12 protein-coding genes and 3 pseudogenes are annotated in these 14,908 nt (G+C 62.8%); 13 read left to right on the top strand and 2 right to left on the bottom strand.

The features are described from left to right. Positions 1 to 45 precede the first annotated feature (45 nt). The 7 genes and pseudogenes from ACTGJ9_RS33475 to ACTGJ9_RS33445 all read left to right on the top strand — a co-directional run bounded on the left by ACTGJ9_RS33475 (position 46) and on the right by ACTGJ9_RS33445 (position 7,053). Positions 46 to 700 (top strand): annotated as a pseudogene (locus ACTGJ9_RS33475) (cytochrome c3 family protein). Then, entirely contained in the window at positions 697 to 2,325 is a 1,629-nt protein-coding gene (locus ACTGJ9_RS33470; RefSeq protein ID WP_456674522.1) for a TAT-variant-translocated molybdopterin oxidoreductase, read from the top strand. The pseudogene ACTGJ9_RS33475 and the gene ACTGJ9_RS33470 overlap by 4 nt, the downstream one beginning before the upstream one ends. After that, positions 2,322 to 3,575 (top strand): 4Fe-4S dicluster domain-containing protein, encoded by a 1,254-nt coding sequence (locus ACTGJ9_RS33465; RefSeq protein ID WP_456674521.1) that lies wholly within the window; start codon positions 2,322 to 2,324, stop codon positions 3,573 to 3,575. Before ACTGJ9_RS33470 ends, ACTGJ9_RS33465 begins: the two co-directional genes overlap by 4 nt. After that, positions 3,572 to 4,927: an NrfD/PsrC family molybdoenzyme membrane anchor subunit gene (gene nrfD, locus ACTGJ9_RS33460; protein WP_456674520.1), complete on the top strand. Its 1,356-nt coding sequence runs from the start codon at positions 3,572 to 3,574 to the stop codon at positions 4,925 to 4,927. The genes ACTGJ9_RS33465 and nrfD overlap by 4 nt, the downstream gene beginning before the upstream one ends. Next, entirely contained in the window at positions 4,920 to 5,450 is a 531-nt protein-coding gene (locus tag ACTGJ9_RS33455) for a DUF3341 domain-containing protein (protein WP_456674519.1), read from the top strand. Before nrfD ends, ACTGJ9_RS33455 begins: the two co-directional genes overlap by 8 nt. A 5-nt stretch (positions 5,451 to 5,455) precedes the next feature. Continuing rightward, complete coding sequence (locus tag ACTGJ9_RS33450; protein ID WP_456674518.1) at positions 5,456 to 5,980, top strand: c-type cytochrome; 525 nt, start codon at positions 5,456 to 5,458, stop codon at positions 5,978 to 5,980. Between the two features lie 95 nt (positions 5,981 to 6,075). Continuing rightward, positions 6,076 to 7,053: a hypothetical protein gene (locus ACTGJ9_RS33445; RefSeq protein ID WP_456674517.1), complete on the top strand. Its 978-nt coding sequence runs from the start codon at positions 6,076 to 6,078 to the stop codon at positions 7,051 to 7,053. Here ACTGJ9_RS33445 and ACTGJ9_RS33440 read toward each other — a convergent pair. Then, positions 6,959 to 7,861: an SCO family protein gene (locus tag ACTGJ9_RS33440; protein ID WP_456674516.1), complete on the bottom strand. Its 903-nt coding sequence runs from the start codon at positions 7,859 to 7,861 to the stop codon at positions 6,959 to 6,961. The genes ACTGJ9_RS33445 and ACTGJ9_RS33440 overlap by 95 nt on opposite strands. A 286-nt stretch (positions 7,862 to 8,147) precedes the next feature. Between ACTGJ9_RS33440 and ACTGJ9_RS33435 the strand changes: the two genes are divergently transcribed. The 6 genes and pseudogenes from ACTGJ9_RS33435 (at position 8,148) to ACTGJ9_RS33410 (ending at position 13,999) form a co-directional block, all read left to right on the top strand. Then, entirely contained in the window at positions 8,148 to 8,324 is a 177-nt protein-coding gene (locus tag ACTGJ9_RS33435) for a DUF2934 domain-containing protein (protein ID WP_456674515.1), read from the top strand. Between the two features lie 99 nt (positions 8,325 to 8,423). Then, entirely contained in the window at positions 8,424 to 9,473 is a 1,050-nt protein-coding gene (locus tag ACTGJ9_RS33430) for a flavodoxin family protein (RefSeq protein WP_456678711.1), read from the top strand. A 150-nt stretch (positions 9,474 to 9,623) separates the two neighbouring features. After that, entirely contained in the window at positions 9,624 to 10,130 is a 507-nt protein-coding gene (locus tag ACTGJ9_RS33425; RefSeq protein ID WP_456674514.1) for a (2Fe-2S)-binding protein, read from the top strand. Then, a pseudogene (locus tag ACTGJ9_RS33420) lies at positions 10,127 to 11,138 on the top strand (FAD binding domain-containing protein). The gene ACTGJ9_RS33425 and the pseudogene ACTGJ9_RS33420 overlap by 4 nt, the downstream one beginning before the upstream one ends. 9 nt (positions 11,139 to 11,147) lie before the next feature. Continuing rightward, positions 11,148 to 13,385: pseudogene (locus tag ACTGJ9_RS33415) on the top strand (xanthine dehydrogenase family protein molybdopterin-binding subunit). Between the two features lie 2 nt (positions 13,386 to 13,387). Beyond that, positions 13,388 to 13,999, top strand: coding sequence for a cysteine hydrolase family protein (locus ACTGJ9_RS33410; RefSeq protein ID WP_456674513.1), 612 nt, complete (start codon positions 13,388 to 13,390; stop codon positions 13,997 to 13,999). Here ACTGJ9_RS33410 and fdhD read toward each other — a convergent pair. Then, positions 13,996 to 14,793 carry a formate dehydrogenase accessory sulfurtransferase FdhD gene (fdhD, locus tag ACTGJ9_RS33405; protein WP_456674512.1) on the bottom strand — a complete coding sequence of 266 codons (798 nt, stop codon included), beginning with the start codon at positions 14,791 to 14,793 and terminating at the stop codon, positions 13,996 to 13,998. The genes ACTGJ9_RS33410 and fdhD overlap by 4 nt on opposite strands. Positions 14,794 to 14,908: the final 115 nt, after the last annotated feature.

Here is a 14,908-nt window from a genome sequence, read left to right as displayed (position 1 = left end):
GTCGCAAAGCACTCACGACAAAACACTCACGATCGGTCAGCCGGGATGGCCCAGATATTCTCTCCTGCCGCCGACACCTGGCTGCGATTGTCCTTGCTTGCGGCGCTTTCTATCCTGGCGGGCGGAACGGTTGGGATCGGCGGCTTTGCGCGATCGAGCTACGTGACCTCGACCGCGTTTCGGCCGCCGCAGCCGGTTCCCTTCAGCCACCGGCATCACGCCGGCGAACTCGGGATCGACTGTCGCTATTGCCATAGCGGCGTCGAGACCTCGCGACGGGCCGGACTACCGCCGACGGAAACCTGCATGACCTGCCATTCCCAGATCTGGACCAATGCATCGATGCTGGAGCCGGTGCGACGGAGCCTCGCCGACCACCAGCCGATCCAATGGACGCGGGTCGCCAAACTTCCCGATTACGTATTCTTTCGTCACGACGTCCATATCGCCAAGGGCGTCGGTTGCGAAAGTTGCCACGGCCGCATCGACGAGATGGCGCTGACCTATCGGGCCAAGGCCTTCACCATGGAGTTCTGCCTCGACTGTCACCGCGATCCCACGCCCCATCTGCGTCAGCAGGATCACATCACCGACATGGCCTGGAAGCCGGCGCCAGATGCCCGGACCGTAGGCGAGGCGATTGCGGCGCATGAAGGCATCCGCTTTGGCAAACTCACCCATTGCTATGTGTCACCGATGACGCGCCCGTCCCAACGCATCATGCCGACCGCACCGCGGCAGTGGTCCAGCCTGGAAGAGTTGTCCGGTGATCCCGCCTTCGAGGCCTGGGTCGATGCGGAATATCCGGCCGTTGCCGTATTCGCGCCGACCGCACGGCGTCAGTTTCTCAAGCTCATGGGCGCTTCGTTCGCGCTCGCGGGACTGACCGGATGCGAAAAGAGTCCGTTCGTCACGGCGCTGCCTTATGTAAGCCAGCCCGAACGGGAGGCGATCGGTGAGCCGCGTTCTTATGCGACCGCGGTGCTGCTGGACGGCTACGCGCAGCCGGTCATTGCCACCACGCATTCCGGCCGGCCGACAAAGCTCGACGGCAATCCGGAGCATCCTGTCACGAAGGGGCGCAGCGATGCGTTCATGCAAGCTGCCGTGCTTGGGCTCTATGATCCCGATCGTGCGCAGAATCCGGCTCGGCATGGCGAGCCCGTCACCTGGAAAGAGGTGGCTGCAGCTATTGCCCTCCTCCGGACGGCATGGGGTAGCGATCAGGGCGAGCGGTTGCGGATGCTGCTCGGGCCGACCAGTTCGCCGACCCTGTTGCGACAGCTCGATGCGCTCCGCAGCCAGTTCCCAAAAATGCGGATCCATCTTGACGCGCCCGCGGGTACGACCGCGCGTGCAGCCCTCACGACCGCTGCCTATGGTCAGGCGCTCGATCTGCATTATGTGCTGGACGCCTGTGACGTTGTCGTCAGCTTCGATGATGATGTGTTGGGACCGGGACCGGATCAGGTGCGCAACGCGCGGGGCTGGGCGGCATCGCGACGTCGGGCTGCGGATCGGCCCGGCATCACCCTTTATGCCGCCGAAAGCGTGCCGTCGGCCACGGGAGTGGTTGCGGGCGAACGCCTGATCGCGGACGCCTCTCGGATGGCCGGGCTTGCCGAGGCACTCGCCAGCGTGTTTGGCGTCGGCGGAGCCAAAGCCAGGGATCTGACATCAACCGAACAAAGCTGGATCGACGGCGCCGCAAAAGCCTGTCGTGCCGCCGCGGAACGGACCCTTGTGACGTCGAGCGCGTGCGGGGACCCGGCTACGGCGGTCTGGGTCGCGCGGATCAACGACGTCCTGAAGAGTGCCGCTCTCAAAGCGACGCGGCCGATCGTAGGTCCGGCCAGCGCAGGAACGCTCGCTGAGCTCGTGCGCGATATACGCGCCGGTACGGTTCAGTCGCTGATCATTCTCGATTGCAATCCGGCCTATGCGGCGCCCGGCGTGCTCGGCTTCGCGGACGCGCTCAAGCAGGTTTCCTCGACGCTGCATATCGGCCTGCAACGCGACGAAACCGGCGAGCTCTGCGAATGGCAGCTTGCGGTGGCGCATCCGCTGGAGAGCTGGAGCGATGCCCGGGCGGTCGATGGTACCGCGTCAATCCTGCAACCGACGATCACGCCCTTTATGACGTCCGCAACGTCCATCAAGTCATGGCGATGCTGCTTGGCGAGATCGATCCGGCGCCTGATGCGGCGGTTCGCGCGACCTGGCAATCGGCATTCGGGGACGATTTCGACGTTCGCTGGCGGGCGGCGCTCCACGACGGTTTCATCGCAGGGGCGGCGCCCTTCGTCGATGCGGCACCCAAAATGAGCGGCGGCACGCCGGTCGATATCGCAACCGAGGGCCTCGATGTCGTATTTCGGCTGGATCCAACCGTCCGGGATGGCCGCTTCGCTAATGTCGGCTGGCTGCAGGAATTGCCAAAGCCACTGACGACCTTGACCTGGGGCAATGTGGTGAGCGTCAGCCCGGCTTTTGCGAAGCGCATGGATATCGCAAACGGCGACCACGTCGAAGTCGAGATCGACGAGCGCAAAGTCGTGGGGCCCGCCTGGATCATGCCCGGACAGGCCGACAACACCATCGCGCTGTATCTCGGATACGGCCGCAGGCGGACGGGACGTGTTGGCGATAGCCTTGGCTACGACGCCTACGGCGTTCAACCAGCCGATCGCCCCTGGCTCGCCAAAGGGCGTCTCCGTAAGCTAGGTGGCAGCGAAACTCTGGCGGTGACCCAGTTGCACCACCGCATGGAAGGATTCGATTTCGTGCGCGAGGTCAGCGCGGACCAGCCGGCACTGCCGCAGCCGAAACCGCAAGAGAGCTTTTATCCGCCCTGGCCATCCTCGAAGAACGCGTGGGGCATGGTGATCGACCTCGATTCCTGCATCGGCTGCAATGCCTGCGTCGCTGCGTGCACGGCGGAGAACAACGTTCCAGTCGTCGGCAAGGACCAAGTGACGGTCGGCCGCGAGATGCACTGGCTCCGTATCGCGCGCTATTATTCCGGCGAGGCGGAGACGCCGCGCAGTTTCTTCCAACCCGTCCCCTGCATGCATTGCGAGCAGGCGCCTTGCGAGATGGGTTGTCCCGTCCATGCAACGACGCACAGTCCCGAGGGCGTCAACCAGATGGTCTATAACCGCTGCATCGGCACGCGGACCTGCTCCAGCTATTGCCCTTACAAGGTGCGCCGTTTCAACTTCTACGACTATCGCACCCCGCCGGAAGCGCCTGAGCACGCTGCGCAGAACCCGGATGTCACCGTCCGCTCGCGCGGCGTGATGGAGAAGTGCACCTATTGCACGCAACGGATCGAGGCCGCGCACGCCACCGCCGACAAGGAAAACCGCGCACTGCGCGACGGCGAGGTGGTGACCGCATGCCAGGCCGCGTGCCCAACCAAGGCCATCGTCTTCGGCGACATCAATGATCCCAATTCCGAAGTGTCGCGTCTGCGGCGCGATGGCCGTCATTACACGCTGCTTGAGGAGCTCGGAACGCGGCCGCGCACGACCTATCTCGCCCGCTGGCGCGACAATGGCGGAGGGCAGGGATGACCGACCGCGCAGCCGATGTCCTTCCTGCCGATCAAAGCATCGGCGGAGTTTCCGACCAGCTCACCGGCATTCCCCTGCATTTTCCGACCGGGCGGCGCTGGCTGATTGCCATGTTCCTTGCTTCGCTGCTGCTGCTGATGTTCGTGATCTCGGTGATCGCGCTGTTTACGCGCGGGGTCGGCATCTGGGGCATTAACATCCCCGTCAATTGGGCCTTTGCGATCCACAATTATGTCTGGTGGCTCGGCATTGGGCATGCCGGCACGCTGATATCGGCGCTCTTGCTCCTGACCCAAAGCGAATGGCGCAATTCGCTCAACCGGTTCGCCGAGACCATGACGCTGTTTGCGGTGGTGTGCGCGGGGATCTATCCCGTGCTGCATCTCGGGCGGCCCTGGTACCTGTACTGGATGTTTCCGTATCCCGCCACGATGGGCGTTTGGCCGCAGTTCCGAAGTCCGCTGGAATGGGACATCTGGGCGGTCCTCACCTATCTCACGGTTTCACTTGCCTTCTGGTACACGGGCCTCATTCCTGATCTCGCCGCCGCGCGCGACCGCGCGAAGACACGCAGCTGGCAGATCTTCTTCGGGATTACGTCGCTCGGCTGGCGCGGCTCGGCGGCGCACTGGCTGCGCTGGTCGCAGGCCTATCGGCTGACGGCGGGACTGGCCGTTCCGCTGGTCGTCTCTGTCCACAGCGAGGTTTCATTGCTGTTCGCGGCCGGACAGATTCCCGGCTGGCATTCCACGATCTTCCCGCCTTATTTCGTGTTGGGCGCCGCGTTCTCCGGCTTTGCGGTGGTCTCGATCATCGCGATCTCGCTGCGCTCCTGGTTCGGACTGAACAATCTCGTCACCGACGAGCATCTCGACCTCCTCGGCGTGGTGCTGCTCGCGACCGGCCTGATGACCGCGTACGGCTACATCTTCGAGGTTTTCGACGCTTTGTATTCGGGCGACGCGCACGAGCTGCAGACCCTGTCCGATCGGCTGACCGGCGCCTATGCCTGGACCTATTGGGGCGCAATCTTCTTCAACTTCATTCCGCTGCAGGCTTTGTGGTGGCGCAGCGCGCGGCGAACCGGCTGGTCGCTGATGCTGATCTCGATCTCCGTTGCGGTGGGTATGTGGCTGGAGCGCTATATGATCCTGGTCACGAGTCTCTATCGCGACTTCCTGGTGTCGTCGTGGAGCAGCTTCACGCCAACATTCTGGGACTGGTCGACCTATTTCGGGACCATCGGCCTGTTCCTCGTCCCGTTTCTGATTGCCATTCGGGTCATTCCACTGATCTCGATTTTCGAAACCGAGGAACTTCTGCACGAGGAGCAGGAGGCGAAGCATGGCTGAGAGGAGCTACGGCCTGCTGGCGGAGTTCGACAGCCCCGAGGCGCTCAAGGCGGCGGCAAGGCAAGCACGCGCGGCTGGGTATCGCCGGCTCGACGCTTTCACGCCGTTTCCGGTCGAGGGGCTAGCCCAGATCCTGAGGCTGCCGAAGCCCAACATCTCCTGGGTCGGGCTGGCTGGCGGCGTCACCGGCGCGAGCGTCGCGCTGCTGATGCAGTGCTATGTCAACTACGACTTCCCGATCAACGTCGGTGGGCGGCCGCTATACGCCTTGTCGGCGTTTGCCGTCGTGATGTTCGAATTGACGATCCTGTTCTCCGCACTGTCGATGATCGCGGCGATGCTGTGGCAGAACGGTCTGCCGCGGCTGAATCATCCGCTGTTTGATGCCAGGCGGTTTCATTTTGCCAGCAAGGACCGCTTTTTTCTCTGCATCGCCGATGACGACGGCAGGTTCGACGAGACGGAAACCGGCAGCTTTCTCAGGCAGGCCGGAGCCAAATCGGTGGAGTTCACGGCACTATGAGGCGGATGCCTGCCATCCTCGCGATCTCCGCGATCGCACTTGCTGGCTGCGAGCAGAACATGGATGCGCAGCCGAAGTACGGCGCATATGCCTATGCACCGGCTTTTCGAGGCGGGGCATTGCGCGAGCCGCCGCCGGGAGCCGTTGCGAGAGACGATCCCGCGCGGGATCTGGCTGCCGTGAACAAGCCGCCGGTAACGGCGGCGTTGCTCGATCGTGGGCGGGACCGGTTCGGTATCTTCTGTTCGCCCTGTCATGGGGCCGCCGGCGATGGCAACGGCATCATCGTCCAGCGCGGCATGCCGCGGCCGACCAGTTATCATGACGAGCGCTTGCGAACCGCGGACGACCAGCATTTCTTCGACGTCATCAGCAATGGCTACGGTGCGATGTATTCCTACGCCGCACGGGTACCTCCACGCGATCGATGGGCCATCGTGGCCTATATCCGCGCACTCCAGTTGAGCCGGCACGCTTCGATCGATGACGTGCCTCCAGAGCAGCGTGCAAAATTGTCGGAAGCTCGATGAGGCGTCAGGCCAAGATCGTTGTGCTTGCCATCTCCGCGCTGATTCTGCTTGCAGGCGCGGTGATTGACCGCCGCGCGACGCTCGCGAGCTATCTCGTGGCCTGGATCGGCCTCGGCGCGGTCCCGATCGGCGCCCTGGGCGTGCTGATGACGACCTATCTGGTGCAACGCGCCTGGACGCGCGCCCTGCATGCGATCCTTGTTGCGGGAACGGCGGTGCTGCCCGTGGCCGCATTGCTGTTCGCGCCGGTCCTGATCGGAATGAAGGAGCTCTATCCCGCCGTCTCGGACGCGAGCTCATTGCCGGCATTCAAGGCCGTCTATCTCGCACCGTGGTTCTTTGCGTCGCGGTCCATGGCCTACTTCGTCGTTTTCGCACTCATCGCGCTCTGGCAGCGGAGTACGTGGGGCGAACCTCAGCGCATGATCCGTTCGGCATCCGCAGGGCTGATCGTCTATGCCTTGCTGGTCTCATTGGCCGGCGTCGACTGGATGGAGTCGCTCGAACCGGAGTTTCACTCCTCGATCTACGGGCTCGTCTTTCTGTGCTTCACCCTGTTGGCTGGAGTTAGCTTCGGCATCGGCGCCGCGCTGTTGTCGGCACGTCGTATCGGAGCCACCCGCGGGTATAGTGCATTGCTGCTGTCGACGATCCTGCTATGGGCCTATTTGCATGCCATGCAGTACATCGTCATCTGGGCGGCTAATCTTCCTGACGAGGTCACCTGGTATCTGAAGCGTTCGTCCGGCGGCTGGCAGGTCGCCCTCAGGATCCTGGCACTCGGTCAATTCGTCTTTCCGTTCCTTGCCCTGCTCAGCGCGCGCGTGAGAAGCGATCCAGCCTGGCTGCAGGGCCTGTGCGGATTGACGCTGATCATGCGGTGGCTGGAAGCCGCTATTCTCACACTGCCGGCGATACCGCACATTGAACCTTTGACCGTTGGGCTTCTGTTGATCCCCGCCCTCGCTTTCATCGGGATCAGTTTGTGGTGGACGTTCGAGATCGCGGAGCAAAAGAATTCGGCGCGCGCATGGTCCGCGCCAGACGCTCATGCCGAAACAGGATCCCGATGAGCAGCACAAGGAGGGCAATCGTCACAGCCGCAGCGGTTGCCAGCAGGCGGCCGATCGCGAGCGTATAGGTTCCGCGGGCCGGATCATAACCGTAGCAGAGCAGCCGGATATGGTCGGTCCAGCCGCCGGTCTTGCCTTCGCCCGCCGCAATCAGCGCGAGCCGTATGGTCGTTGGCTCGACCGCCAGGCCGGAAAGCGCGCTGGAGAGACCGCCGGACGGCGTGATGACGAACGCCGCCGCCGGATGTGCGTACTGGTCGTGCTCGGCATCGTAGATGGAGCGAAATCCCAGCGCCTGTGCCAGAGCCCCGATCGTGGCGGCGTCACCTCGTACAAAGTCCGTCGCTGAAAGAACTGCGTCCGAGCCGATCTGTGCCCGTTTCATGGCGGCGGCGTCGGCAGCCGTATCCTTGGGGTCGAGCCCGACCACGACCACGCGAAAGTCGGTGCCTGGATGCAGGCCGCTGCGAGCAAGCACATCCGAGACGATCGAGATCATCGGGCCGCAAAGCGTCTCGCACGTGTAATCCGCCAGCAGCCAGACGGTCGGCTTGTTGTCGAGCCAGAACCGTAGCGGTCGTGGCGCTCCGTTTTCGCCATACAGAACGAGTGAGGCGGGCAAGCCGGCACCTGCAGGAGGGGCGACGCCAACCTCGCCCAGCTGAAGCGGCGTCATGGCCCGTGCCGGAACTGTGGCGGTGCCGCCGACGAGGATGACAGCCAGCATGGTCGCGAGCAGTCGTATCACGGAGTGGCGCTCCCCCCGATTGGGCCACGGCCCATGAAATGCTCCGGTCTCGGGTTTCAATTTAGGAACGGTCGTATGGTTCCTGCGTTCTGCCGAAAGCTTGCCGTGGAGGGCTTTCGCTTTCTGCGGCGGCCGCAACCGGTCAGGAACCGCAGAAGCAGTCTACAGCGTGATGATGTACGCAGCGGCGCCGATGAGAATGGCGAGGCCGACCAGCATGATGGCGAGAAACAGTTTTCCCACGACGACGCTCCGTGTCCGATGCATGCAATGAACGGCGCCCTGATCCGTTCCAGCGTAACGGAGCCCGCTAACGGCCCGAGTGTTGTTTCAGCGGTCAATGGAGATGATGATGGCACTGGAAGAGCAGATCCGAAATGATGCCTATCAGCTTTGGGAAAAGGCGGGAAAGCCCGAGGGGCGAGATGAGGAGTTCTGGCGCGCCGCGAAAGCCGAACTCGGCGCCGAAGACGAGGCTGCTGGCACCACTGACCAGCCCAACCGGACCATCCTGCCGGGTTGAAGCGGACCAACACACCGCCGTCGTACCGGAACCGGAGTATATCTCCTCTCATTGAAGGTGTTTTCGGGAGATTGTCTTGGCGATCGACGTCCGCAAGGAATGCCGCCCACCAAACTCGACCGGCAGACATTCGAGAAGCGATTCCGCTCCCGTCTCGCCGATCCCGCCTTCGATCACCTTCAGGCCGAAATTGCTGCACTTCTCGACGCCGCATGGGACGGTTATTCAAATTCGCGCAAGTCACCGCATACGCGGAAGGCCGGTCCGGACTACGCAGATCCGGACTATGATCTGGCAATTGACTGGATCAACGCCAAAGAGGCAATCGATGACGCACGTCGCCGTCATGATGATCCGGCTCAAAGAGCCCGAATTCTCATCGTCAACGGCTCGTCTCGCAGCGAACATACCTGTCCGGGTGAAATGTCGAAGAGCTGGCGCATGGTGAAGCTTGCCGAGCCTTGCTTTTACCAAATGGGTTTCGATGTCGATATCCTCGACCTGTCACGCCTGACTTCGGAATACGGCAGGCAGATCCACCCTTGCAAATCCTGCGTCTCGACTTCCATGGCGCTCTGTCATTGGCCCTGCAGTTGCTACCCCAACTACTCTCTCGGGCAGACGGACGACTGGATGAACGAAATCTATCCGCTCTGGGTCGCGGCGCATGGCATCATGATCATCGCGCCGGTCAATTGGTATCACGCCCCGACTGTCCTCAAGGCGATGATTGACCGCCTCGTCTGCGCCGATGGTGGCAATCCGGATCCGACCTCAACCCACGGCAAGACCGCGGTTGAAGCCAAGGAGCTGGAATTGAAGGGGTGGCCCTATCCCCGCCATCTGAAGGGACGCCATTTCGGCATCGTCGCGCATGGCGACAGCATCGGCGCCGAGACCGTACGTCGTTCGCTGTCAGACTGGCTGACGGACATGGAGCTGATTTCTGCGGGCGGCTGGGCCGAGAGGGACGGTTACGTCGGGTACATGAAACCCTATGCCACATCGCACGCGGAGTTCGACGAGGACCGGGGTTTTCAGGAAGAGGTCCTGAATGTGGCGCGTGCCCTTGGAGCGGCGGTGGATCTCGCGCGGACAGGGCGTTCGGAGAATCCAGGCAAGGGTCTCAAGCAGCCTTATCCCAAATAGTGCTGTCCTAAGTAGTTTTGTCCGGCGGGCTTGCCGCAGCAATCGTTGCGGCGACCAATGCTCAGGTTCCATTGGAGCCGGCCTCTGACCTTAAGCAGGAACTGTTCTCCGGGTGATGGTTTAAGAGCTGAGACCGAAGCGAGAGCCCTCGTGACCCAGATCGACGCTCCCAAAATCGACATCGCCTTGACCGTTAACGGCGTCCGCCACGATATCCCGGTGGCACCGTGGGAGACTTTGCTGGATGTTCTTCGCGAACGCCTGCACCTCACCGGGTCAAAGAAGGGCTGCGATCAAGGGCAGTGTGGCGCGTGTACGGTGCTGGTGGACGGCGAGCGGATCAACTCCTGCCTGGCGCTGGCCGTGTCCCGCGATGGGGCCGCGGTTACCACCGTGGAAGGCCTGGCGGAAGGAGGAGAGCTTCACCCCTTGCAAGCGGCATTCATCGAGCACGACGCGTTTCAGTGCGGTTACTGCACGCCCGGCCAGCTCTGCTCGGGTGTTGCGTTGTTGCATGAGGGGCGTGCCCATACGCGCGAAGACATCCGAGAGCTGATGAGCGGCAATCTCTGCCGTTGCGGAGCCTATACCAATATCGCCGATGCGATCGAGACGGTTATGGATCGGCAAAATGCCGGCCGGGAGGCTGCTGAATGAACCGGTTCGACTATGTCAGGGCAAACTCGGTCGCCGAAGCCGTGGCGGCGCTTTCGTCCCCGGCACACGGGCCCTCGCCGGCGGTACCAACCTCGTCGATCTCATGAAATACGACGTCATGAAGCCTCGCCGGGTGGTCGACATCAATCGGCTGCCGCTCAAGGACATCGCGGAAAGAGCGGGCGGCGGCCTCAGGATCGGTGCCCTGGTCACCAACACCGCTCTTGCCTGGGACGCACGGATTGCGAAGCGATATTCCTTGCTTGCCAGCGCCATTCTCGCCGGGGCTTCGCCACAGTTGAGAAACGCCGCCACGACGGGCGGAAATCTCCTGCAGAGAACGCGATGCTACTACTTCTACGACACGTCGACCGCGTGCAACAAGCGAGAACCCGGGTCCGGCTGCTCGGCCATCGGCGGTGTCAATCGCATCCATGCGGTGCTGGGCGCCAGCGATAGCTGCATCGCGGTTCACCCCTCCGACATGTGCGTCGCCTTGGCCGCCCTGGACGCAGAGGTCGAGGTCGAGGGCCCGCAAGGCGTTCGCACGATCCCGTTCGCGGAATTTCATCGGCTGCCTGCGGACGATCCACAGCGGGACAACACGATGCGGGCCGATGAACTGATTACTGCGGTGATCCTGCCGCCGTCTGATTTCGGCCGCAACCACACCTATCTGAAGGTCCGCGATCGTCTGTCCTACGCGTTCGCGCTCGTCTCCGTGGCCGCAGCAATCGAGATCCGCGATGGGATTGTGAGGATGCGCGCGTCGCGCTCGGCGGTCTGGCGCACAAGCCCTGGCGCGACAAGGTTGCTGAAGACCTGCTCAAGGGCGAGAGGCCGGACGAGACCAGGTTTCGTGCTTTTGCCGAACGCCTGATGCGCGATGCGAAGGGGCGAGGCCAGAACGATTTCAAGATCGAGCTGGCGCGACGCACCATCGTTCGTGCGCTGATGCAGGCTGCCGCAGGCACGCCTCAGAACCAGTCGGACAAAGTCATTCGCTGAGGGCGCATCGTGGAAACGGCAAACATTCACCACATCGGCAACCCGACCAACCGGGTGGACGGACGGCTCAAGGTCACCGGCGCGGCCCGCTATGCCGCGGAACATGAGGCGCAGGATCTGCTCCATGGCGTCATCGTTGCGGCGACTATCGCCGCCGGCCGCATCGTGAGTCTCGAGACCGGGCGCGCCTCGTCCGTGCCGGGCGTGGTCAAAATCTTCACGCACGAAAATCGTGGAAGCGGTGCGTGGCTCGACCGCAATTGGAGGGATGAGGTCGCGCCGCCGGGTCATCCATTTCGGCCCCTGCATTCCGACCGCATCCTCTTCGATGGCCAGCCTGTTGCTCTCGTCGTGGCCGAGACTTTGAGGCAGCCCGGGACGCCGCCTCGCTGGTGACAGCCGCCTACGAGGTCGAGCAGCATTGCACCGAGCTGGAGGTCAAGCGATCCGAGGCTTACGAGCCCCCGGAAAAGAGATCAGGCATCCCGCCGCCGCCAGAGCCACGTGGCAAGCCGGAGGATGCTTTCGAGCGCGCCCCCATCGCATTGCCGCGGACTACAGGTTTCGCGCAGAGCACCACAATCCGATGGAGCTGTTTGCGACGACTTGCGTCTACGAAGGCAAGGACAAGCTCACGATCTACGAGAAAACGCAGGGTTCGCAGAACAGTCAGGGCTATGTCACGTCCGTTTTCGGACTTAAAAGCAAGAACGTGCGGGTCATCAATCACTATGTCGGCGGCGCCTTCGGGTCTGGGCTGCGGCCGCAACAACAATTGTTCTTTGCCGTCATGGCGAGCCTCGAGCTCAAACGGTCCGTGAGGGTCGTTCTCACCCGCTCGCAGATGTTCTACATCGGCTACAGGCCCGAGACCCGCCACGCCATCTCCCTGGGCGCGGACAACCAAGGGCGCCTGACCTCGATCATTCACGACGCCGTTGCCGCCACCTCGCAATACGAGGACTACCAGGAGAACCTCGTGAACTGGTCGGGCATGCTGTACCATTGCGACAACGTCAAGCTCAGCTATGGCCTCGCCAAGCTGAACACGGCGACGCCGTGCGACATGCGGGCGCCGGGAGCGGCGGTCGGCGTGACTGCCTTTGAATGTGCCGTCGACGAGCTCGCTCATGAGGCGGGGACCGATCCGCTGGAGTTTCGCAAGCGCAATTTCGCGACGCTCGACGAGAACACGGGCAAGCAATTCACCTCGAAAGCGCTTGATGCCTGCTACCGGCAGGAGCGGCAAGCATTGGATGGCAGCGCCGCTCGGCCGAGCCCGGCACGGTCCGCGATGGTCACGAACTGGTCGGGTTAGGCATGGCGACCGGGATGTGGGAAGCGTCCCTCATGAAGGCATCGGCCGAGGCGAAGTTGACGGCGGATGGACGACTTCAGGTGTCGACCGCCGCCTCTGACATCGGGACCGGCACCTGGACTATTCTCCCTCAGATCGGGGCCGACGCACTCGGCCTATCAATCGAGGATGTCACGCCCATGATCGGAGATTCCTCGCTGCCAGCCTCTCCCGTGGAAGGAGGGTCATGGACCGCCGCATCCAACGGGTCGGCGGTTCTTGCGGCATGCGAGACGATAAAGCAGGCACTTTTCAAGCATGCCAGGAATATGGCCAATTCCCCGCTGGCAGCAGCCTCGTTCGATCAGGTCGTGTTTCTTGGCGGCCGCATCGCCCTTCGGACCGATCCGGACCGCGGATTATCCCTGCTTGAGGTGATGCATGCGTCGGATCTCGACGAGATCAAGGGGAGCGGGAAGGCCGCTCCAAAGTTGCTCCAGATGCGCAAGTATGTCAGCTATACCCATTCCGCGGTGTTTGCCGAAGTGAGAGTGGACAGAGATTTGGGGATCGTTCGAATTCCCAAGATCGTCTGTGCCACGGCAGCGGGCAGGATCATCAACCCCAAAACGGCTCGCAGCCAGATTCTGGGTGGCGTGGTGATGGGCATCGGCATGGCGCTTCACGAGGAGGCCATGACCGACCACCGCTCGGGCAAGATCATGAACCATAATTTGGCGGAATATCATGTTCCGGCGCATGCCGATATCGCCGACATCGACGTCATCTTCGTGGACGAGCAGGATGAGAAGGTCAGCCCACTGGGTGTGAAGGGGCTCGGCGAAATCGGAATCGTCGGAACCGCGGCCGCCGTTGCCAATGCGATCTTCAACGCGACCGGGAAGCGCGTACGGGATTTTCCCATCACGCTGGACAAGATCATCGGATAATCGTGGGTGAGTTGATTGCATCTCCCGGTGCGAATGCCGTGCATCTTTGCATCGACATGCAGCGGCTGTTTGAACCGGGCGCTCCGTGGGCGACGCCCTGGCTCGAGCGCGTGTTGCCCCGGATCGTTCGTGTCGTCGAGCACGATCCACCGCGCACCGTCTTCACCCGCTTCATCCCGCCGCGTACCAAGCACGATGCGTGCGGCGTTTGGCGAGCCTATTACGAGAAATGGGAAAACGTCACCCGGGAGAAACTCGCGCCCGCGCTACTCGACCTCGCGCCGTCGTTGGCAAAGTTCGTGCCGCCGGCTGTCATCGTCGATCGCCACGGCTACAATGCCTTCGGAAACGGGCGCCTGCGCGCATATCTCGTTGAGCGCAACATTGACACGCTGATCGTTTCCGGCGGCGAGACGGACGTGTGCGTCCTGGCGACGGTGCTGGCTGCCGTGGACTATGGCTACCGCGTCATACTCGTCACGGATGCGCTCTGCAGCTCCTCGGACCAAAGTCACGATGCGTTGCTTGGTGTCTACAGCCAGCGCTTCAGCTTGCAGATCGAGGTCACGACGACCGAGTGCGTTCTCGACCGGTGGCGGATCGGGACGTCCTAGGCTGGCAGGACGCGATCGGGATGACTGAAGACGTCATACTCATTCCCACGCGCAATTCCGATAATCGTCATGCCGCAGGCCTTGGCCGTTCGCACGGCGAGAGCGGTAGGCGCGGAGACTGCGATCAGAACTGCCGTACCCATCATGGCAGCCTTCTGAACGAGCTCGACCGAAACGCGGCTGGTCAGAACGAGGGCACCGTCGCATCCGGACATGCCGCGCACGGCCAGTGCGCCAGCCAGCTTGTCGAGCGCATTATGGCGACCGACGTCCTCTCTCACCAAAATTGTTCGCTCTTGCGGGAGATAGAGGCCGGCGGCGTGGGTGGCTCGCGTCCTGCGATTGAGCTCCTGCGCGTCGACCATCGCTTGCACCGCCGTTGCGATCTGGGGCGGGCGAAGCGACAGGCCACGCGGCACGGGCGGCAGCACCCTCGTCGCGGACTGCAGGCTTTCAATCCCGCAAAGACCGCACCCCGTTGGCCCCACGAGTTGCCGCCGCCGCTCCATGAGTTCGCGCCCGCGCCCGGTCGTCAGCCATGCCCGCAACTCGGTGCCTTCCGGATGGCAGATGATCTCCAGATCGCGAATCTCGGCAGGATTGTTGATGATGCCTTCGGTCAGGCCGAAACCGACGGCCAGGTCGGTGAGGTCCGCCGGCGTCGTCATGAGGACCGCCAGTGTCATTCCATTGTAGATCAGGGCGACCGGCGTCTCCTCCGCCAGGAGGCGTGAGGACGCCTCATGGCGATGATTGAGGCGGCCTGCATTCACCACGGCAGGGGAGGGCGGCATGGTCCTGATCGAGCGGCGCGGGATGCAAATGAGCCTCCTGTGAAGTGGTGACGCCCGAGCTATCCCGATGGTTCCTGGATGACGAGCGTCGGCGGATCGGCTGTTGGCCCCTTGT

It is taken from the genome of Bradyrhizobium sp. RDM12 (assembly GCF_051917485.1).
Classification (GTDB): domain Bacteria; phylum Pseudomonadota; class Alphaproteobacteria; order Rhizobiales; family Xanthobacteraceae; genus Bradyrhizobium.
This window is presented reverse-complemented; position numbering and strand designations above follow the sequence as displayed.